We start from the raw sequence: 18,756 nt of genomic DNA on the forward strand, positions 1-18,756 counted from the left end.
CCGAGGCAAGGAATACGATATGACCCATTACGTGATTCTGGAAGGCGTGATCGCCTTTTTCCTGATTGCCGGCGGCGCCTTTACCTTCATCGGCTCGCTGGGCATGGCACACCTGCGCGATTTCTACATGCGCCTGCATGGGCCTACCAAGGCCACCACCCTGGGGATTGGCTGCATGCTGATCGCCTCGATGCTGTACTTCTGGGTCACCGAAGGCAAACCCGATATCCAGGAGATGTTGATCACGCTGTTCCTGTTCATCACCGCACCAGTCTCGGCGCACCTGCTGGCCAAGACCGGGCTGCATATGCAGCTCATGCATGTCGACAAGACGCGTGGCAAGCCGCTGGAGTTATACGAGGAAGAAGTCGGCGAGAAGCCCGTGCCACACCCCGACAAGGGCCACGGCTGAGGGAAGTGGGAAGTGGGAAGTGGGAAGTGGGAAGTGGGAAGTGTAACCTGTTTGGAACTGTTCAAAGGCAAACCGTAGCCCGAGCCCGAGCCCGAGCCCGAGCCCGAGCCCGAGCCCGAGCCCGAGCCCGTAGCCATTGGACCATTCACGCTGTACCCCTTACCAGCCCTTGGCATGTTGCTCGACGAGTTGGACCAACATATCGATATGTTCGGCACGGTCATTGAGAGCGGGGATGTAGCGGTAGGTCTTGCCACCGGCACCAAGGAAATTATCGCGATTTTCCACTTCGAGCTCCTCCAGGGTCTCGAGGCAGTCAGCGGCAAAGGCGGGGCTGATGATATCGACATGCTCGACCCCTTCTCGCCCCCAGGCCTTGAGCGTCTCGTCGGTATAAGGCTTGAGCCACTCCTCGCGACCGAAACGTGACTGGTAACTCATCAACCAATCGTCATCGGCAAGCCCCAAGGTCTCAGCCACCAATCGACTAGTGGTTTCGCAATGACGCGGATAGGGGTCGCCTTGCTCGGCGTAACGCTTGGGAATTCCGTGATAGGAGAGCATCAGCTTGCCCTGCTCACCGCCATTGGCCTCCCAATGCTGACGAATGCTCGTAGCAAGTGCCCCAATGTAAGCAGGATGATCGTGGTAGTCGCGCACGAAGCGCAGTTCCGGCAAGTGCGGACAAGACGCCAAGGCCCGGGCTAGCCCATCAAAGACTGCCGCGGTAGTCGAACGCGAGAATTGCGGATAAAGCGGCAGTACCAGAATGCGTTCCACGCCGGCATCGCGCAGGCGCAGCCCACTCTCACGAAGCGAGGGGCTGCCATAGGTCATGGCCAATTCCACCGGGATTGCTTCACCATAATGGTGCTCCAATGCCGCAGCCAGGGCACACTGCTGACGTCGCCCGATTGCCAGCAACGGTGAGCCTTCATCCGTCCACACTGCCTGATAGCCCTTGGCCACCCGCCCCGGGCGCAGACGCAGGATCACCCCATGCAGGATCAGCCACCACAATGGCCGGGGAGCGTCCACGACTCGCTTGTCCCACAGGAACTCGCCAAGGTAACGGCGCACGGCTTCCGCGGTCGGTGCCTCGGGGGTGCCCAGGTTGACCAGTAGAACACCAAAACGGGGGGGGGGCATGGAAGATTCCTTGCGCAATCAGAGACGGACGCATTGTAACAGCCCAGACCCTGGCCCAAGGAATGAAGTGATACTATTGCCACTATTTGTAGAACTATTGGAAAGACGTATTGATCCCAGGATCATCGTCATGATGGTGGGGCTAACCCCCTGCCGGCAAGGATGCCGTGACGGGAGTCAGGACATGAATGCCGGGGCAAGAATAGAGCGGTTTGAGAAATGGGAAAGAGTGATCAGCGGCACCAAGTGGCAATGCTCTGAATACCAGTGGGTCAGAATACCAATGGCATCCGCGACGTCAGGGGAGCGTGGTAGTGCGCTTCACGACCGATCATTTCGTCGTGAGCATCATGCTGCACCAAATAGGCACGATTGATGCCGCTGCGTTTGAGTTCGAGATAGATATCATCGAGCGTACGAAACAGCATTGGCTTGCCGCGCTGGGTCAGCATATGTCGACCACCAGTTTCATCTTCCAGCTCGATCTGGTAACAGCGGCTGCCGGCATGTGTGATCACACGAATCTCGAAGTTATCGTCTTCACTGACAAAGGCCTTGAATTCATGAAGTTCCATGGCGTCCTCCCGGATACTCCTGTCGATATGACTAGGGCACAGCCTGGCTGTGCCCTGTGACGATGCAAAGTCACAATGATTTAGGTTTTGTGACAGTTTCCATCCATCGATGGTTCCGCAAGATGCCAATTGCCGTCATCTCGAAACGACTCACCGCACAGAGCGTAGACAACACTTCCCTGCCAGTATTCGTCCGTTTCTCTCTTACTGCCTACTGGTAGCTGGAGGGGTCGATAGCCTTGCCCAGGGAATTGCGGTCAACCCATTTACCGGCCTTGGTTTCCCGATACCGGAACACCACCCGATCACCGACCTGCACCGGGATCTCGGCTTCTTCGGTCTGATAGCTGTACGTTTCGCCGTCGACCACCAGCCGATAGCGATAAAGGTCCGGCATGCCGAGCCATTCCTTGAATGGGCCTTCGCGCTCGACTTCCTGCAGCTCCCCTCTAGCCTCCAGCTTGGGAGTGCGCTTGCCGCGTCGGAATCCGCCTGCCATATCCTCTCCTTTCGATACTGGTGTTGAGAGGGTGTTTACAAACTACTGCGCTTGACCATGCTGTGTTGAAATCAACCTCAAAATGCTCATTTACAAGCCCGTAAACTCCGCTTTTTTCGGCTGATTTCGCCTTGCCTGGCCATCGCTCGTCACTTTTGTAATCACCCTCTGGGGGCGGCATTATAAGCCCCGTACGATCAGGCTCAAGCTCGTACAATCAGGCAACCCCGTCGAGGCCGCTCACTCGCCAAAGTGCTGACCGTAGCTATCCGGGGCCAAGTCCTCGAAGCGCGTGTACTTGCCAATGAACGCCATATGTACGGTACCGATCGGCCCGTTACGCTGCTTACCGATGATCAGTTCGGCCAGGCCCTGATTGTCGGGGTTATCGGGATTATAGACCTCGTCGCGATAGACGAAGGCAATAAGGTCGGCATCCTGCTCGATAGCCCCCGACTCCCGCAGGTCCGACATGACCGGGCGTTTGTTGGGACGTTGCTCCAAGGAACGGTTGAGCTGCGACAAGGCGACGACCGGACAACCGAACTCCTTGGCCAGACCCTTGAGCGAGCGAGAAATCTCGGAGATCTCCCCGGTACGGTTCTCTGAGAAACCCGGTATCTGCATGAGCTGCAGATAGTCGATCATGATCAGGCCCATGTTGCCGTGCTCACGAACGACACGACGCACTCGCGAGCGCATTTCGTTGGGTGACAGCGCGGCGGTGTCGTCAATGAACAACTGCTTGTCCTTGAGCAAATTGACCGCCGAGGTCAACCGCGGCCAATCCTCATCCTCGAGTTGGCCGGTACGCACACGAGTCTGGTCGATACGTCCTAACGAAGAGAGCATACGCAGCATCAGCGCCTCGGCGGGCATTTCCATCGAGAACACCATCACCGGTTTGTCGCTCGAAATCACCGCATGCTCGACCACGTTCATGGCGAATGTGGTCTTACCCATCGACGGGCGTCCGGCAATGATCACCAGATCCGAGGGCTGCAAGCCCGACGTCATGTCGTCCAGATCGCGGAAGCCGGTGGAAAGCCCGGTCATCTCGCCCTGCATGTTGAACAGTTCATCGATACGGTCCACTGCCTTGGCAAGCAGCTCGCTCATACCGACGGGCCCGCCGGTCTTGGGGCGTTCCTCACTGATCTGGAACACCAGCCGCTCGGCCTCGTTGACCAACTCGTCAGCAGGGCGTCCCTGGGGACTGAACGCGCTCTCGGCCACTTGATTGGCCGCCTGGATCAGCTTGCGCAGCGTAGCCCGTTCGCGAACGATATCGGCATAGGCGCGGATATTGCTCGCCGAAGGGGTGTTACGCGCCAGTTCAGCTAGATAGGCCAGCCCTCCCACCGTATCGAGTTGATCGCGATTTTCCAGGGCCTCGGAGAGCGTCACCACATCCAGGGGATGGCTGCCTTCAGCCAGTGACTGCATGACATTGAAGACCAGGCGATGCTCGTAGCGATAGAAATCGCCGGGTGTCAGGCGCTCGGAGACGGTGTCCCAGGCCTGGTTATCGAGCATCAGCCCACCGAGCACTGACTGCTCGGCCTCCAGAGAATGCGGCGGCACTTTCAGTGCGGCAGTTTCCTGATCGAGCTCGACGGATTCGTTCATGGCGGCCTGGGACCTTCGACAAAACGGGAAGCGGGCCCATTCTACCCCATCAGCCCGCTGCACCCTATGCCGAGCCAACATGAAAATCCCCGTGGGCAGCGATGCCCACGGGGAAAAGATCGAAACGGTGTGCTCAGTATCCCCGACCGTCGCGACACAGCCGGGACACCGTTACTCTTAGTATGGTCCGAATTTGAATTAGAACCAGGTCTCCATCTGCACCCCGAAGCTCCACTGACCGCCAGTGAATTCCTCGCTACCGAAGGCATCGCTGTCGCTGAAGTCGTTGAGTTCCTCGTCCCAGTCGCTCCAGGAGGCGAACAAGCGGACTTCCGGACGTTGCCAGAAGCCACCTATCTGGGGCTTGAAGGTCGGCGCGATGGTCAGCTTGGTGTAATCGCCTTTGGCCGCGTTACCACCCGCCCCCTGATCGAGATCCATGTATTGGTAGCTGGCCTCGTACTGCATCTCGAAATTCTGGGTGATCTCATTGGCGAGGCGAGTATTGAAAGTGAACCAGCGATATTCGTCGTCTTCGGCGTAGCGGTCCTTGCTGGTTTCGGCCAGGATCGCCGGGGCAATGCGCCAGCGCGGCGCAAAGTAGGTGGTACCATACAGGCCAAGACGTGTGGAGTTAGCGTCCTCGGTAAGGTTACCGTCACTGCCAATACCCTTGGTCTCGGCGCCCAACCCTTGTCCGTGCAGCAAGGCAACCTTGAAATTGCCCTCGCTGATGCCGAAGAAGCTGTCGCCATGATAAGCCACCATGGTATGCACGCCGGTGTCCGCAGCCTCGTCACCACTATCCAACACTCGCTCGTCATTGTCGGCCGCGGACATGCCATTGATCATCCACTGCCAGTTACCGAAGTAGTTGTTGGAAGTGAGGATCAGGTTGTCGGTGTCACCCGAATCGCCGGGATTTTCCCGGCTGACGGGGAAGTCGCTGAAGCTACGACCATAGAGCGAGAAGTTAGACTTCCAACTGTCGGCAAACTGCATGTCGTAGATACCCCCGCCGGTACCGGCCAGGAACACGAAGTCACTATCGAGCCAATGGATATCGAAATTGTCGCGGTCGAAACGCTTGCCGGCCCAGATCGAGGCGTTCTCGAAAGCTCCGGTGAAGCTAGGCAGATTGCTGAACTCGGCATAGACCTGGCGCACGTTGATATTGGAGTCGTCATTCCAGTCGTTGCTGGTGGTGGTGCCGTCGGCCAGCATGGTGGTGTACTGGGCCTTGGCACCGTTCTCGTATTGGGTCTTGTAGTTGAGAATGGCCTCGGCATAGGTATCGGGTTCATTGCCCAGGCGGCCCACGGCACCGCCCAGCCCCCCTGCAGGGGTCACATAGGGACCGCCCTCGGCACTCTTGCCGTCTTCACCGATCAACAGGCCGGAGCGGGCATAAGCATTGAAGGAAAAGCCCTCCTCACCGCTGGCCTGACGCTCGACCTTGGCCAAACGCTCCTCGACCTCTGCATCGCTAAGGCGTGACTCAGCCTGCTGTTCAGCCCGCGCTGCCCGCAGTTCGGCGTCCTCGGCGCGTTGCTCGGCAGCAGCGACCCGTGCTTCCAGGTCGGCGAGACGCTGCTCTAGACTGGCAGTATCGGCGGCGGCAATACCACTCACTGCCAGGCTGGCAGCCGCAATGGCGGCAGCGAGTGGGGTTCTGAGCATAGCTGCATTCATTGAAGCGAATCCTTTTATGGTTGTTTTCATGGGAAAGTAAGGAATGGAACTTAATCGTTTAAGACAAAAGTCGAACGATAGTCCCAATAGGGTTCCTCGCCTTCATCTCTCCGGCATCCGACGTGGTGGAATCGCGACTTGGCGACTCGACGTCAACAGAAACTTAATCGTTTAAGGACGTGATCGCAAAAAGAAAACCGTAATATTACTACCAATGTCTAATTATTAGATATAAGCACAACTCATTTGAGACGTAATGGCATCTCAGCCAAGCCCGGCGTCGCCAGCACGGCTTCAAACAAGTTACCAGCCATGCGATCGCCCTGACGCCGGGCAGCATCCATCCCCTCTCGCGCGGTGGTAATGTACAGCCGATCGAGGCGTTCACCACCGAAGGCGGGGCAGGAAGGTTGCGAGGTGGGTAAGTGAATTTCAGCGACCACGCGGGCATCCGGTGTCAGGCGCACCACCTTGCCAGCCCCCCATAGCGCTAGCCACATGGCACCGTCGCGGTCGATTACCGCGCCATCGGGGCTGCCTCCCCATTGGGTACAGTCAAGCCAAGGAATCGGTTCACCGAGCGGCCACCCCTCATGGTCCAGAGCCCAACAGTAGACGATATCTCGCGCGGTATCGGCGAAATAGGCACGCTCGCCAAGAGGTGAAAAGCAGATGGCATTGGGAATGGTAAGGCCGTCACGCAGTTTGACCAGTTCCCCACGATGCAGGCGATACAGACTACCGGCACCCGCTTCGGCGGCCTTGCCCATACTGGAGAGCCACAGGCTCCCATGTCGGTCGACACGCCCATCGTTGGAGCGAGTGACAGGATTGTCGGCTTCGAAGTCCATCAAATGCGTGCGTGAGCCACGGAACGGATCGAACCGTTCCAGAGAGTTCTCGCCGACGATCAACAAGTCGCCTCCTTCCAGCGGCGCTGCCAGGGAAATATAGTGACCGAAATCCAGGTGGCCATTATCGCCGCTAGCTGGAGTCAACCAATGCAACCGCCCGGCCAGAATGTCACACCAATAGAGCCGGCCGCTATCGGCGTGCCATTGGGGTCCCTCTCCTAACTCACAGCCACAAGCCAGGGCCTGACTTGCTTCGTGTCGCTTCATGCCTTCTCTCCAGCACTCTGCCAAGCGGCTACCAGTTTACGGGCCTTGGCGCCGACTTCCGCGGCACTGCGCCCAGGCTTGTAAAGTGCGCTGCCAAGCCCGGCGCCATCCACACCCGCGGCTCGCCACTCGGTGAAGTTACCGGTATCGATACCACCGACGGCGTAAAGTTCAGTACCCGAAGGCAGCACGGCACGCACCGCTTTCATGCCTTCAATGCCGACCTGTATCGCAGGAAATAGCTTGAGCCCACTGGCACCAGCGTCCAGAGCATCGAAAGCCTCGGAGGGAGTGACGATCCCCGGCAGTGACACCATGTCCAGGCGCCGGCTCTCTTCGATCACAGTGGGTCGGCAGTTGGGCGAGACGATCAACCGCCCCCCAGCAGCGTGCACTTCACGCACTTGGGAAACGTACAGCACGGTGCCAGCACCAATCAGCGCGCGTTCGCCAAGCGCTTCGCTCAAGCGACGAATGCTTTCCAGCGGTTCAGGCGAGTTGAGGGGCACCTCAATACGTTCGATGCCGGCTTCGAGCAGTGCCTCACCAACGTCGACGACCTCGTCCGGGGTGATACCACGCAAAATACCAATCAGGGGAAGAGACATCCGAGACTCCATTCAATTACGGTTGAGGGTACCTCTGGCCAGCGCGAGGCCAGCCAGCACCGCCCGTTCGCTGTCGATGACTCGGCTGGGGTGGCCCAAGGTTTCCAGCGCCAGGGCATATCGGTGACACAACGACTTGGCGCCGATCAGACACACTCGCTCATTCTCGTCCACCCCATCGAGGGCACCCGCCAGTTCGAGACCGATCATCAGCCCGGAAAGGCGTGCCGCCAGGCACGCTCCACGGACCTCTCCAGCCGGCAGCCGTTCGTCAAGTAAATCGCCGGCTCTAATGCCGAACAACCACTGGGTAACACGTGCCGGCTTAATGCTGACGTCGCGTACCGCGGTCACAAAAGCCTCTCGACATGCAGTATCCGCAAGGTCGTCCTCACGCAGCGAATGCGACAGTACCGACTGGTGGGCCAACAGGCGGTAGAGTTCACCCGTCATGAAGGTTTGGAAATCCTGCAGCTCTCCTGTGACGAGACGCGCCCACTTGGCATGGGTGCCAGGCAGACAGACCCGACCCGTGAATTCCGGCTCATGGGCTACCAAGCCAGCGAGTTGGGTCTCTTCACCACGCATTACGTCGAATTCGCGCCCCGTTTCGTCGTAACGCTGGCAGAGGCCCGGCAACAGGCGAACTCGCAAACGCGGGTCCTGAACCGGCGGCGCAACCGCTCCTTCGGCCAAGGCCTCCAGTCGAGCAGGAACCGCCAGATAGGGCGCTTCCCGCCAGCCCTGTCGAGCCCCGGCCATGCCGCAGACGATCACATCCACTTGACCATCACTCATTAGCCAATCGCCCACGACATCCAGCAGGGCCGCCTCATATTGCGTCGAGGTCAGACCCAGCATGCCCCGCTCCGTGCCACGATGAGCCAGTACCTCATCGGCATCGCTCATGGTCCAGACGCGTAGATTGCTCGAGCCCCAGTCCACGGCGATCCACGCCAGGCGCTTATGAGTGGTCATACTTGTCTCCCTCACCATTCGGCGATCGAGCCGTCTTCGTGGGTCCACACCGGATTGCGCCAACGATGCCCCACCTTGGCTCGCTCCTCGACGAAGCTTTCATCGATCTCGACCCCCAACCCTGGCCCCTGGGGAATGGCACAGAAGCCGTCCTCGATCCTGAGCGCGCTCTTGTCGACAAGATAGTCGAGCACATCGTTATCCTGGTTGTAGTGGATGCCCATGCTCTGTTCCTGGATGAAAGCGTTATGGCACACCGCATCCAGTTGCAGCGAGGCAGCCAGGGTCAGAGGGCCAAGCGGGCAGTGCGGGGCGAGAGCCACATCGTGGGCCGATGCCAGGGCGGCAATCTTCAGTCCCTCGCTGATACCACCACAATGCGACAGGTCCGGTTGCACCACGTCAACCATGCCGTCACGCAGCAAGTCACGGAATTCGAAGCGGGTGTGCAGTCGCTCCCCCGTAGCGATGGGATAGCCAAGTCCACCAGCGATCTGCGTCAGACACGGTAAGTGTTCCGGTGCCACCGGCTCCTCGACGAACATGGGATGAAACGGTTCCAATTCACGCAGCAAAGCCTTGGCCATGGGTCGATGCACGCGGCCATGAAAGTCGATACCGATCCCCACATCCGGCCCCACTGCTTCGCGAGCCTCGGCTACACGCGCCACGGCATCATCGATTTTCTGGTGCGAATCGACGATCGCCAGCTCCGGAGTACCATTCATCTTGAAGGCGGTGAAGCCCTGGTCGACCAGCGCCTTGGCCCCAGCACCCACGTCGCTGGGGCGGTCGCCACCCGTCCAGGCATACATACGCATCTTGTCGCGTACCGCGCCACCCAGCAGTTGATGGACGGGCACCCCGAGGTCACGCCCCTTGAGATCCCACAACGCCTGGTCGATCCCGGCAATGGCCGACATCAGGATCGGTCCACCACGGTAGAAGCCGGCACGGTAGAGGGTATTCCACAAATGCTCGATACGATGCGGGTCCTGACCGACCAGATAGTCGGCTAATTCATGCACGGCGGCCTCCACGGTCGCAGCGCGCCCTTCGATAACCGGCTCCCCCCAGCCGTAACAGCCCTCGTCGGTTTCGATCTTGAGAAACAGCCAGCGTGGTGGGATTTGCCAGGTCCTGAGACGAGTGATTTTCATAGGCTGGGTCCTTGTGGTTGAGGAATTGAGGAAGACATCTCGGTAGCATCCGATGCCAGACCTAAATCGATAGCCGTGCGCTCGAGCACCTGCGCTGCCGCCAGGCGAGCCGTTCGAGGCTGGCGCAGGCGTATCGCCTCCATCACCCGTCGATGGCGTTCGAGACTATCTTCCAGGGCATTCGCCTGATGCTGTGAGTGTTGAATCAAGGCAATGATCGAGGGGCGAAGCAAATGCCCCATCTGGCGCCACACAAGATTGTGGCTGGCACGGTAGATGGCAGCATGAAAGGCCACGTCGTGTTCGGCGTGCTCGTTGCTGCGTGAAGGGTCCCCCGCACTATCGCGCATGCCATGCAAGGCACGCTCCAGGCGCGCCAGATCCTCGGCATCGGCAGCCAATGCGGCAAGCTCAGCCACATGCGGCTCAGCCGACAGCCGGAAGGCAAATATCTCGCGCATCAATTGCGGGTGCGGCGCCTCGAGCCCTGTCATCCAGACACTCATCTGAGGGTCGAGCAGGTGCCAATCACCGATCTCGCGGACCCAGGAGCCACGGCCGGCACTGCGCTCGATCAAGCCGGCACTGGTCAGACTAGCCAGGGCATTGCGCACCAGATTGCGGCTGGCATCGAAATGTCGGCACAAGTCCAGTTCACGGGGGAATCCATCACCAGGCCTCCATTGCCCTGAGAGAATGCCCCGTGCCAGCACTGTGGCCAATTCTCTGGCATCAGCATCAGGCGACAAGGTAAACATGGAAGACAGAGGCATGACATCCAATCTCTTCATGAATCAAGCATAAATACATTTGTCAGATAAATACTAGAAAATGTCAGACATTTAAGCAAGCCAAAAAAAGCGCAAGGAGTCAGACTCCTTGCGCCCTTCGTTGCGTCAAATGACGATCACGGCTTACTCAGCCACGACCACCACGCGAACGCTCGCGCTGACTTCAGCATGCAGCTGGAGTGCGATGTCGTATTCACCGGTCTGGCGAATCGGACCTTCCGGCATACGCACTTCGCTCTTGGCGATATCGATACCGGCCTGAGCGATGGCTTCAGCCAGGTCACGCGGGCCAATCGAACCAAACAGCTTGCCCTCGTCACCGGCCTTGGCGACCAATGACAGCTCGATCTCGGCGAGCTGAGCGGCACGTGCTTCAGCTTCGGCCTTACGATCGGCAGCCTGAGCTTCGAGCTCAGCACGCTGGGCTTCGAAGGCTTCCACGTTTTCTTTGGTTGCCGGTACGGCCAAACCGTAAGGCACCAGGTAGTTGCGGCCATAACCGGGCTTGACGGTGACCTTGTCACCCAGGCCGCCCAGCTTGCCAATCTTGTCGAGCAGAATGACTTCCATCTCGTTAACCTCTTGTCAGTTGCTGCGGGCCAACCGCGCGCGGAAATTCGCTAGCGTATCCATGAAGGCCAGCAACAGCACAATCAGAATCATGGGCCAGGTGGTCACCAGCAATACATAAAAGGCCACCAGCCAGAGCCCGTTCATCCCCTTGAGACCAATAACACCATGTACCAGCGCGATGCCCGCCACCAGCAGTGGCACCCAGGCCAGCATGGCCAGTGCCGGGAGCCCCAGCACCATCCCAACCACACCCAGGACCACCAGGATGGAGAGTTCCTTGGGCGCCAGGCGTAGCGCATGAAACTCCTCGCGAAAGCCACCGGGGTTGTAGAGTCCCGCTTGCCAGCTTCGCGCCAGGGCCAGGCAAACCACTGAGGCCAATAGCACGATCAGCCCGGTGATTCCTCCGATCAGCAGCGCCGCCAGTTGCTCAGCGGCAACCCCTTGACCAGCAAGCTCCTGGAGCATGCGATCGACTTCCGGAGAACTCTGTCGCACCTGCTCGAGCAGGGGACCGGCTCCACCCGGCGGGAGGAATACACCTAGATGCACCATGCCGGCAGCTACCAAGGCTCCTACAATCAGCGCTTCGCTCCAGCTCATCCGCGAACGCAGCACCACTGCCATCAAGGTCACCAGCAACACCGTGGCCAGTGGAATGGCGTCGCCTTGTACCCACCACCAACCGGAAGGCAGGGCGGCGCCAAGGATCACCGGTATCGCCGGAGCCAACCCACGACGCAGCGTTACCAGCGCGGCAATGGCGGCACTCAGCCAGAACAGCCAGGGAACCACAGCCGCAAGCACCGCCGCCCCCGTTGCATAGGGGGTGCCACGCATCAGCCAGCGGGCGATCGGGAGCATCACGAGCCAGGCTTACTGGTGGCTATCGGTGTACGGCAGCAGCGCCAGGTAACGCGCCCGCTTGATAGCGGTTGACAGTTGGCGCTGGTAACGGGCCCGGGTACCGGTGATACGGCTCGGAACGATTTTGCCAGTCTCGGTGATGTAGGCCTTGAGCGTATCGATATCCTTGTAATCGATCTGCTTCACGCCTTCAGCGGTGAAACGGCAGAACTTACGGCGACGGAAAAAACGTGCCATTGATGAATCTCCTCTGGACGTGCGTTATTCGGCTTCGGCGATTTCAGGGCTGCGCTCGCGGGGCTTGTCTTCACGACGCGGGCGCTTCTCTTCCGCCGGCTTCATCATCGGAGAAGCTTCGGTGATGGCTTCCTTGCAGCGCACGACCAGGCTACGGATGATGGCATCGTTGAAACGGAAGATGTTCTCGATTTCGTCGAGCGTCTCGCCGCTGCATTCAACGTTCATCAGCACGTAGTGGGCCTTGTGGATCTTGTTGATCGGGTAGGCCAGATGGCGGCGACCCCAATCTTCCAGACGATGCACGCTACCGCCGCTCTCAGTGACGAGGCTGGTGTAACGCTCGACCATCGCCGGAACCTGTTCGCTCTGGTCCGGGTGGACCATGAACACGATTTCGTAGTGACGCATGGGTTCTCCTTACGGTTTGGCAGCTTCCAGCGGGGCCGTGTGAACGACGCCAGGGAAGCAAGGAGCTGATTTTCGGATGAATTGCCCATCCAAGCACGCCGATGGGCCGCGTCATTGTAGTGATCGCCTTAGCTCGTTGCAAGCCGGAGAGCGCCGTAGACACGGCTTTTCCGATGCCGCTCACCACAGCAATTCCCCAGCCGCAGCCGGCTGGGGTTTCTTCAAGCCGCGAAGCGGCGTTCTTCCAGCTTATGGCTTTATGGCTTTATGGCTTCAAGCGTCTTTGCCTGACCACCTCGAACAAGCAGATGCCGGTCGCCACCGACACGTTGAGACTGGAGACCTGCCCCGCCATGGGCAATTTGACCAGGTTGTCGCAGGCTTCACGTGTCAGACGCCGCAACCCTTTGCCCTCTGCCCCCATCACCAAGGCGCAAGGGCCTGTATAGTCACCGTCATAGACACTGATCTCGGCTTCGCCGGCGGTCCCGGTAATCCATACTCCCAATTCCTTGAGGCGCGCCATGGCTCGCGCCAAATTGGTAACTTGGTAGACCGGCACCGCTTCCGCGGCACCACAGGCCACCTTGCGCACCGTGGCATTGAGCGGTGCCGCCTTGTCCTTGGGTACGATCACGCCATGCGCACCGGCAGCATCAGCACTTCTTAGACAAGCGCCGAAGTTGTGCACGTCGGTGACTCCATCGAGAATCAGCAACAAGGGGGGGGCGTCTTTCGACCAGGCGCCCAATTTGAGCCATAACGACTCCTCACCCTCCGCAGCCAGGGGCGCACAAAAAGCCGCAATTCCCTGATGAGCCGCCCCCTGCGCCAGGTCATCGAGCACCTCGCGCGGCTGACGGCGGACGTGAGCGCCGCGTGAGCGAACCTGGTCGACCAGTTCACCGAGTCGCGTCTCCGCACCACCCTCCTGAACCCACAGTTCTCGGGGTGTCTCGTCACGCTCGAGTAGCGCACGTACGGCATGTACGCCATACACGGCATCGAGACCACTCGGAGGGCGAATACCCGTACGGGTGGGGCGTCGCTTTCTGATCGACATCAGCGCTTCCCACCTCGCGACTTGCGTGGCCCACGGCGCGGCCCCTTGGTGGCCTCTCCCTCACTACTACGAGGCTTGCGGCGTCGACCCTTGGGCTTGGCGCCTGATTTGGCATCCGCGTTGGCCGGTCCAGCGTCTTTCTGGTCCAGCCCCGGTTTGCGCCGACGTGGAGCGCGACGCGGTCTCGGCTTGTCACCGACCAAATCGAAGTCGATCTTGCGCTCATCGAGATCGACTCGCGCCACTTGCACCGTGACCCCGTCTCCAAGACGATAGCCGACCCCTGAACGCTCTCCCTTCAGGCGATGCTTCTCAGGCTCATAGTGGTAGTAGTCGGAAGGCAGTGAAGTGACATGCACCAAGCCTTCGACATAGACCTCGTCGAGACGCACGAAAATACCGAACTGAGTGACCGAAGCGATGGTGCCATCGAACACCTCGCCAATCTTGTCAGACATGAACTCGCACTTCAGCCAGCCTTCCACATCGCGTGTCGCATCATCGGCACGTCGCTCGGTCATCGAGCAATGTTCGCCGAGCTCAAGCATTTGCTCGAAGGTATAGGGACACCATTTGCTGGGCGGATCGACGGGTGCACCTTCAGCGCGCAGCACAGTGGCTGTTTGACGCGGCCCGCGAATCACCGAGCGAATGGCACGGTGCACCAACAGATCCGGATAACGCCGGATTGGCGAAGTAAAGTGCGCGTAGGCGGGATAGGCCAGGCCAAAATGCCCCTCGTTATGCGGCGAATAAACCGCCTGGTTCATCGAGCGCAGCATCACTGTCTGGATGATGTCGGCATCGGGGCGATCCTTGATCACCTCTCGTAACGCCTGATAGTCCTGCGGTGTGGGCTCGTCGCCACCGCCCAGCGACAATCCCAATTCATTGAGGAACAGGCGCAACTTATCGAGACGCTCGGGAGGCGGCGGCTCGTGGATGCGATACAGCGCCGGCAAGTCGTGCTTGTCGAGGAAACGCGCAGTGGCCACGTTGGCTGCCAGCATGCATTCCTCGATAATCTTGTGCGCATCATTGCGTTCCCGCGGCACGATGGTCTCGATCTTGCGTTCATCGTTGAAGATGATCGCCGTTTCGGTGGTTTCGAAATCGATGGCACCTCTATCACTGCGCGAGCGGCGCAACAACTGGTAAAGCGCATGCAGTTTTTCCAGCGCAGGCACCAGGCTGCGATACTCCTGCCGCAACTCACGCCCTTCGGGGCTATCGGGCTCCTGAAGGATCTTGCCAACCTTGGTGTAGGTCAAACGTGCCTTCGATTGAAAAACGGCTTCGTAGAAGCGATAGCGGCTGATGGTACCAGTCTTCGAGATATTCAACTCGCAAACCATGGCCAGGCGATCGACACCGGGGTTCAGCGAGCACAAGCCATTGGAAAGCAGTTCCGGCAACATCGGTACTACCTGTCCCGGAAAGTACACCGAGTTACCGCGGATATGCGCTTCCTGATCGAGCGGACTGCCGGTGTGTACATAATGCGAGACGTCGGCGATGGCCACCACCAGCTTCCAACTCCCGGACTTGGTTTTCCAGGCGCACACGGCATCATCGAAATCCTTGGCATCATCGCCATCGATAGTCACCAACGGCAGATGACGCAGGTCGATGCGATGGCCCTTGTCGGCTTCCGCCACCTCAGCGGACATGCCGGCAATCTGCTCGTCCACCTCAGGAGAAAAATCGGCAGGGATGTCGTAGCTGCGGATGGCGATATCGATCTCCATCCCTGGATCCATGCGCTCACCAAGCACCTCGACCACTTCGCCTACCGGCTGTACTCGAGTGTCAGGCTGCTGGACGATATGTGCCGAGACGATCTGACCATCCTTGGCACCACCGCAAGCACTATGCGGAATCAACACTTCCTGGGTGATACGGGGGTTCTCGGGGATCAGTATGCCGAACTCATCGTTATGTTGACGGTAGAGCCCTACGATAGTCTGGGTGTTGCGGGCGATGATCTCGGCGATAGTCGCCTCATCACGACCGCGACGGTCACGTCCACTGATGCGCACCAGCACGTGATCGCCATGGAAAACGCGGCGCATCTGTCGCGGTGGTAGCACTAGATCCGGCTTCTTACCGTCGTCACGCAACAAAAAACCGAAGCCATCGCGATGACCCAGGACCTTGCCCTTGATCAGATCCAGCTTGTCGATCAGCGCGTAGGCGCCTCGCCGGTCACGCAGCACCTGGCCGTCTCGCTCCATGGCCGCCAAGCGACGACGCACAGCCTCCATCTGCGCCTCATCCTCGAGGCCCAGCATGCGACTCATGTTTTCATGGGTAATGGGTTTACCGTACTCCTCCAGCCGGGCGAGCAGATATTCGCGGCTGGGAACCGGCTTGTCGTATTTGCGGGCTTCACGTTCCGCGTGCGGATCGTCGCGTAGCGTCCAATAGTTCATGCGGTAAACGTCCTTGATGAAATGGCGAGGAGCCGCGAGCGTGAGGCAATAATGCGAGGATTCATGATCATGCCAGCAGTATAGCGCCGCACAAGTCATGACCCAACCACTCCACTCCTGTGATGTCTCGCAAGACCGGAAATATCGGGAGCTGAAAGTGGTTCACTCACGTCGCCATAGGCTTGCATTGTGCGATGGAATCGGTATCATACCGGCCACTTGCCCAGGTGGCGGAATTGGTAGACGCGCTAGCTTCAGGTGCTAGTGTCCTTACGGACGTGGAGGTTCAAGTCCTCTCCTGGGCACCATCGATATCTCAGCAGGCAATGTTGTGATATCAGAGGTGAAGACCTCATCGCAACGCTTGATAGCGTGGCAACAAGTCGAAAGATTCGTGTTCGCCCAGGTGGCGGAATTGGTAGACGCGCTAGCTTCAGGTGCTAGTGTCCTTACGGACGTGGAGGTTCAAGTCCTCTCCTGGGCACCATCGGCCCAGCCAAGCGAACACGACATGCATGACACGCCCAGGTGGCGGAATTGGTAGACGCGCTAGCTTCAGGTGCTAGTGTCCTTACGGACGTGGAGGTTCAAGTCCTCTCCTGGGCACCATGCCCACATCCGTGTCATGCTCCCCTTATCCTCGAACCAACATCCAGATGTCATTTGCGGCCTAAAAGCGCGATGGCAGCCTAGCCACTTTCTCCAATTCCCATCCTTGGGTACGCACCTGCCCTTCCAGTCTCCCGGCCATGTCTTCGGACAGGTTGGGGAAGAAGTCCAGCCCCGTACGCATCTCGATCTCGTCGATGCTCACGACATAGCGATCCAGAGGCTCGTTACCTCTAACATTCTGAGGCATCAGGAAAGCCAGGGCCAAAGGCTGTTCGGCGGGCACCACAATGATCTTGTAGAAAGCCTCGGGAACTTCCACCAACCCCACGCGATTGAGAGCATTATCGAGATATCGCTCGGGAAACACCGGCCCGGCGATCACCTGCAATGTGCCAAAACGTGGTACGAAATGATCGATTACCACCTCTTCCAATCGTTGCCACAGGCGCCGGTTGAGGTCCGGCCGCTGCGGCGTGATATTGCTCATGCGAAAGGTATGGCTCTGGGCAACGCGCCCATGCACGGCGGCGATGGCATAGTTGGGTGCCAGGTGACCACGATCGTAGCCACTGCCGAAGTAGCTATCGGTGGTAATCGGCCACAAGGTACGCCAGTCACGCTGAAAGTCCGGCCGCGCCCCAGCGTGAGGATCTTCCACGGCATGTAGGTAATAACTTACCCACAAGGGATTGACACGCAGATCTGACCAACCGACCAGGAAGCCGTCGTTACGCAATACGCGATGCACACTGGTGGGAGTCAAGGTTTCCCACGTTGGCACCCCCATCCAGCTCAGTTGATCCCGATACCCCTGTTCCTGGGTGTACCACAGCCCGGTAGCAACCATCACGAACACCAGGCTGACGCCAACATTGCGCGCCTGACGACGCCAAAAGGAAATCCGCTTTCTCATCAAGTGACTGCTTACTCACTACCGATACACCGGCAACCCGGCCTCGGCAAGAAAATGGGCAACAAAACTCATCAACCGGATACCGCCCCAGTAAGGACTTACCAACCGACCGAGAACATGGTTTCGAGATCGTGGCGAGAATGTACCTGAAGCGCATTGAGAGTCTCCGTCTCGCGAATGCCCTCAACCAGGTTCAAACGCTCGGTCACCAGTGTCGCCAGGCTTTCAAAGTCGCGGGTACGGGCAATGGCCACCAAGTCGTAACGACCACAGGTGGAGTAGACCTCACTGACGCCCTCAATGTCGGCCAAGCGTTCGGCGACAGCCTTGACTTGGCCTTTCTCGGTGTTGATCAGAATTACGGCATTCTGCATGGTCGCTCCTCTCCAGTAACTACCAATCTGACGGCATGGCAATAATGACGATGGCGCGAGTATAGCAGCGCTCTCTTCATGACAGAATCAACGGCGAGCTCCTTGCCTGGATGGAATAGCGCCTTCCAAGGCCAATAGCTGTTCCTTGAGTGTCGCACCAGCGCTATAGCTTCCTATGCCATCGACAGCCACCACCCGGTGACAGGGTATCAGCACCGGCACGGGGTTGGCGTTGCACGCTGTACCGATAGCCCGTGCCGGATGCTCGCTTCCCAAGCGCCGAGCTAGATCACCATAGGTACGAGTTTCACCATAGGGAATACGCAGCAATGCCGCCCACACTTCACGCTGGAAGCCACTGCCTTCGACACCGAGCTCGAGGCTGAACGAGCGACGGCGACCATCAAGATATGCCAACACCTGTTCGCGAGCTTCCGCAAAGCACTCATCATCACGTTGCCAGTCATCGGGTACCGCCAGGGCACCGTCACTCTCCATGAAAGCCAAGTGGGTCAACCCTGTTTCATGACCAGCGATCAGAATCTCGCCCAGCGGCGAGGCAAAGCGACAGTAGTACATGTATGGCTCCTTGTCACAGGCCTATCTTCAGCGTCTCCCGCGACTGATTGCCGCAATGCCATGGGCGGGATTCGCGCCCCC

20 protein-coding genes and 3 tRNA genes are annotated in these 18,756 nt (G+C 59.0%); 4 read left to right on the top strand and 19 right to left on the bottom strand.

Going from position 1 to position 18,756, the window contains the following annotated elements:
- Positions 1-19 precede the first annotated feature (19 nt).
- Complete coding sequence (locus L861_RS10120; protein WP_016415868.1) at positions 20-412, top strand: Na+/H+ antiporter subunit G; 393 nt, start codon at positions 20-22, stop codon at positions 410-412.
- A gap of 159 nt (positions 413-571) precedes the next feature.
- On the opposite strand, the gene hemH is transcribed toward L861_RS10120, so the two are convergent.
- The 16 genes from hemH to rnr form a co-directional block, all read right to left on the bottom strand.
- Positions 572-1,561 carry a ferrochelatase gene (hemH, locus tag L861_RS10125; protein WP_016415869.1) on the bottom strand — a complete coding sequence of 330 codons (990 nt, stop codon included), beginning with the start codon at positions 1,559-1,561 and terminating at the stop codon, positions 572-574.
- Between the two features lie 272 nt (positions 1,562-1,833).
- Positions 1,834-2,136 carry a DUF6482 family protein gene (locus L861_RS10130; protein WP_016415870.1) on the bottom strand — a complete coding sequence of 101 codons (303 nt, stop codon included), beginning with the start codon at positions 2,134-2,136 and terminating at the stop codon, positions 1,834-1,836.
- Between the two features lie 211 nt (positions 2,137-2,347).
- Positions 2,348-2,635 (bottom strand): hypothetical protein, encoded by a 288-nt coding sequence (locus tag L861_RS10135; protein WP_016415871.1) that lies wholly within the window; start codon positions 2,633-2,635, stop codon positions 2,348-2,350.
- Between the two features lie 240 nt (positions 2,636-2,875).
- Positions 2,876-4,264 carry a replicative DNA helicase gene (dnaB, locus tag L861_RS10140; RefSeq protein ID WP_016415872.1) on the bottom strand — a complete coding sequence of 463 codons (1,389 nt, stop codon included), beginning with the start codon at positions 4,262-4,264 and terminating at the stop codon, positions 2,876-2,878.
- Positions 4,265-4,462: 198 nt separating this feature from the next.
- Positions 4,463-5,956, bottom strand: a complete 1,494-nt coding sequence (locus L861_RS10145) for a carbohydrate porin (protein ID WP_016415873.1) — start codon at positions 5,954-5,956, stop codon at positions 4,463-4,465.
- A gap of 242 nt (positions 5,957-6,198) precedes the next feature.
- Positions 6,199-7,077, bottom strand: a complete 879-nt coding sequence (locus tag L861_RS10150; protein ID WP_016415874.1) for an SMP-30/gluconolactonase/LRE family protein — start codon at positions 7,075-7,077, stop codon at positions 6,199-6,201.
- The gene (locus tag L861_RS10155) at positions 7,074-7,685 is read right to left on the bottom strand and encodes a 2-dehydro-3-deoxy-6-phosphogalactonate aldolase (RefSeq protein ID WP_016415875.1); all 612 of its coding nucleotides are present in this window, start codon (positions 7,683-7,685) and stop codon (positions 7,074-7,076) included. Before L861_RS10155 ends, L861_RS10150 begins: the two co-directional genes overlap by 4 nt.
- Positions 7,686-7,697: 12 nt before the next feature.
- Complete coding sequence (locus tag L861_RS10160; protein ID WP_016415876.1) at positions 7,698-8,663, bottom strand: 2-dehydro-3-deoxygalactonokinase; 966 nt, start codon at positions 8,661-8,663, stop codon at positions 7,698-7,700.
- Between the two features lie 11 nt (positions 8,664-8,674).
- Entirely contained in the window at positions 8,675-9,823 is a 1,149-nt protein-coding gene (gene dgoD, locus L861_RS10165) for a galactonate dehydratase (RefSeq protein WP_016415877.1), read from the bottom strand.
- On the bottom strand, positions 9,820-10,596 hold the full coding sequence (locus tag L861_RS10170; protein WP_016415878.1) for a FadR/GntR family transcriptional regulator: 777 nt from the start codon (positions 10,594-10,596) through the stop codon (positions 9,820-9,822). The genes dgoD and L861_RS10170 overlap by 4 nt, the downstream gene beginning before the upstream one ends.
- Positions 10,597-10,737: 141 nt before the next feature.
- Positions 10,738-11,184, bottom strand: coding sequence for a 50S ribosomal protein L9 (gene rplI / locus L861_RS10175; RefSeq protein ID WP_016415879.1), 447 nt, complete (start codon positions 11,182-11,184; stop codon positions 10,738-10,740).
- 15 nt (positions 11,185-11,199) lie between these two features.
- Positions 11,200-12,051 carry a hypothetical protein gene (locus L861_RS10180; RefSeq protein ID WP_016415880.1) on the bottom strand — a complete coding sequence of 284 codons (852 nt, stop codon included), beginning with the start codon at positions 12,049-12,051 and terminating at the stop codon, positions 11,200-11,202.
- A 12-nt stretch (positions 12,052-12,063) separates the two neighbouring features.
- Positions 12,064-12,291 carry a 30S ribosomal protein S18 gene (gene rpsR, locus L861_RS10185; RefSeq protein WP_016415881.1) on the bottom strand — a complete coding sequence of 76 codons (228 nt, stop codon included), beginning with the start codon at positions 12,289-12,291 and terminating at the stop codon, positions 12,064-12,066.
- A gap of 24 nt (positions 12,292-12,315) precedes the next feature.
- Entirely contained in the window at positions 12,316-12,702 is a 387-nt protein-coding gene (gene rpsF, locus L861_RS10190) for a 30S ribosomal protein S6 (protein WP_016415882.1), read from the bottom strand.
- A gap of 265 nt (positions 12,703-12,967) precedes the next feature.
- Positions 12,968-13,765 carry a 23S rRNA (guanosine(2251)-2'-O)-methyltransferase RlmB gene (gene rlmB, locus L861_RS10195; protein ID WP_016415883.1) on the bottom strand — a complete coding sequence of 266 codons (798 nt, stop codon included), beginning with the start codon at positions 13,763-13,765 and terminating at the stop codon, positions 12,968-12,970.
- Positions 13,765-16,197 (bottom strand): ribonuclease R, encoded by a 2,433-nt coding sequence (gene rnr / locus L861_RS10200; RefSeq protein WP_035568286.1) that lies wholly within the window; start codon positions 16,195-16,197, stop codon positions 13,765-13,767. Before rnr ends, rlmB begins: the two co-directional genes overlap by 1 nt.
- Before the next feature lie 221 nt (positions 16,198-16,418).
- Here rnr and L861_RS10205 point away from each other — a divergent pair.
- From L861_RS10205 to L861_RS10215, 3 genes are all read left to right on the top strand, one after another.
- A tRNA-Leu gene (locus L861_RS10205) sits at positions 16,419-16,505 on the top strand.
- 92 nt (positions 16,506-16,597) lie between these two features.
- Positions 16,598-16,684: transfer RNA gene (locus tag L861_RS10210), tRNA-Leu, on the top strand.
- Between the two features lie 35 nt (positions 16,685-16,719).
- Positions 16,720-16,806: transfer RNA gene (locus L861_RS10215), tRNA-Leu, on the top strand.
- A gap of 61 nt (positions 16,807-16,867) precedes the next feature.
- On the opposite strand, the gene L861_RS10220 is transcribed toward L861_RS10215, so the two are convergent.
- The 3 genes from L861_RS10220 to L861_RS10230 form a co-directional block, all read right to left on the bottom strand.
- On the bottom strand, positions 16,868-17,722 hold the full coding sequence (locus tag L861_RS10220; RefSeq protein WP_016415885.1) for a DNA/RNA non-specific endonuclease: 855 nt from the start codon (positions 17,720-17,722) through the stop codon (positions 16,868-16,870).
- 98 nt (positions 17,723-17,820) lie between these two features.
- Positions 17,821-18,096: an Lrp/AsnC family transcriptional regulator gene (locus L861_RS10225; RefSeq protein WP_016415886.1), complete on the bottom strand. Its 276-nt coding sequence runs from the start codon at positions 18,094-18,096 to the stop codon at positions 17,821-17,823.
- Between the two features lie 87 nt (positions 18,097-18,183).
- Positions 18,184-18,675: a methylated-DNA--[protein]-cysteine S-methyltransferase gene (locus L861_RS10230; RefSeq protein WP_016415887.1), complete on the bottom strand. Its 492-nt coding sequence runs from the start codon at positions 18,673-18,675 to the stop codon at positions 18,184-18,186.
- Between the last annotated feature and the right edge of the window lie 81 nt (positions 18,676-18,756).

This window comes from Litchfieldella anticariensis FP35 = DSM 16096 (genome assembly GCF_000409775.1).
Lineage (GTDB): Bacteria > Pseudomonadota > Gammaproteobacteria > Pseudomonadales > Halomonadaceae > Litchfieldella > Litchfieldella anticariensis.

What these genes read in the sequence shown, in the direction of transcription:
- L861_RS10150 (WP_016415874.1), bottom strand. Translation starts at nt 7,077, where the DNA reads ATGAAGCGACACGAAGCAAGTCAGGCCCTGGCTTGTGGCTGTGAGTTA.
- L861_RS10130 (WP_016415870.1), bottom strand. Translation starts at nt 2,136, where the DNA reads ATGGAACTTCATGAATTCAAGGCCTTTGTCAGTGAAGACGATAACTTC.
- L861_RS10230 (WP_016415887.1), bottom strand. Translation starts at nt 18,675, where the DNA reads ATGTACTACTGTCGCTTTGCCTCGCCGCTGGGCGAGATTCTGATCGCT.
- dgoD (WP_016415877.1), bottom strand. Translation starts at nt 9,823, where the DNA reads ATGAAAATCACTCGTCTCAGGACCTGGCAAATCCCACCACGCTGGCTG.
- rpsR (WP_016415881.1), bottom strand. Translation starts at nt 12,291, where the DNA reads ATGGCACGTTTTTTCCGTCGCCGTAAGTTCTGCCGTTTCACCGCTGAA.
- hemH (WP_016415869.1), bottom strand. Translation starts at nt 1,561, where the DNA reads ATGCCCCCCCCCCGTTTTGGTGTTCTACTGGTCAACCTGGGCACCCCC.
- rlmB (WP_016415883.1), bottom strand. Translation starts at nt 13,765, where the DNA reads ATGTCGATCAGAAAGCGACGCCCCACCCGTACGGGTATTCGCCCTCCG.
- dnaB (WP_016415872.1), bottom strand. Translation starts at nt 4,264, where the DNA reads ATGAACGAATCCGTCGAGCTCGATCAGGAAACTGCCGCACTGAAAGTG.
- L861_RS10160 (WP_016415876.1), bottom strand. Translation starts at nt 8,663, where the DNA reads ATGACCACTCATAAGCGCCTGGCGTGGATCGCCGTGGACTGGGGCTCG.
- rpsF (WP_016415882.1), bottom strand. Translation starts at nt 12,702, where the DNA reads ATGCGTCACTACGAAATCGTGTTCATGGTCCACCCGGACCAGAGCGAA.
- L861_RS10170 (WP_016415878.1), bottom strand. Translation starts at nt 10,596, where the DNA reads ATGCCTCTGTCTTCCATGTTTACCTTGTCGCCTGATGCTGATGCCAGA.
- L861_RS10155 (WP_016415875.1), bottom strand. Translation starts at nt 7,685, where the DNA reads ATGTCTCTTCCCCTGATTGGTATTTTGCGTGGTATCACCCCGGACGAG.
- rplI (WP_016415879.1), bottom strand. Translation starts at nt 11,184, where the DNA reads ATGGAAGTCATTCTGCTCGACAAGATTGGCAAGCTGGGCGGCCTGGGT.
- rnr (WP_035568286.1), bottom strand. Translation starts at nt 16,197, where the DNA reads ATGAACTATTGGACGCTACGCGACGATCCGCACGCGGAACGTGAAGCC.
- L861_RS10225 (WP_016415886.1), bottom strand. Translation starts at nt 18,096, where the DNA reads ATGCAGAATGCCGTAATTCTGATCAACACCGAGAAAGGCCAAGTCAAG.
- L861_RS10180 (WP_016415880.1), bottom strand. Translation starts at nt 12,051, where the DNA reads ATGCTCCCGATCGCCCGCTGGCTGATGCGTGGCACCCCCTATGCAACG.
- L861_RS10145 (WP_016415873.1), bottom strand. Translation starts at nt 5,956, where the DNA reads ATGAATGCAGCTATGCTCAGAACCCCACTCGCTGCCGCCATTGCGGCT.
- L861_RS10220 (WP_016415885.1), bottom strand. Translation starts at nt 17,722, where the DNA reads ATGAGAAAGCGGATTTCCTTTTGGCGTCGTCAGGCGCGCAATGTTGGC.
- L861_RS10120 (WP_016415868.1), top strand. Translation starts at nt 20, where the DNA reads ATGACCCATTACGTGATTCTGGAAGGCGTGATCGCCTTTTTCCTGATT.
- L861_RS10135 (WP_016415871.1), bottom strand. Translation starts at nt 2,635, where the DNA reads ATGGCAGGCGGATTCCGACGCGGCAAGCGCACTCCCAAGCTGGAGGCT.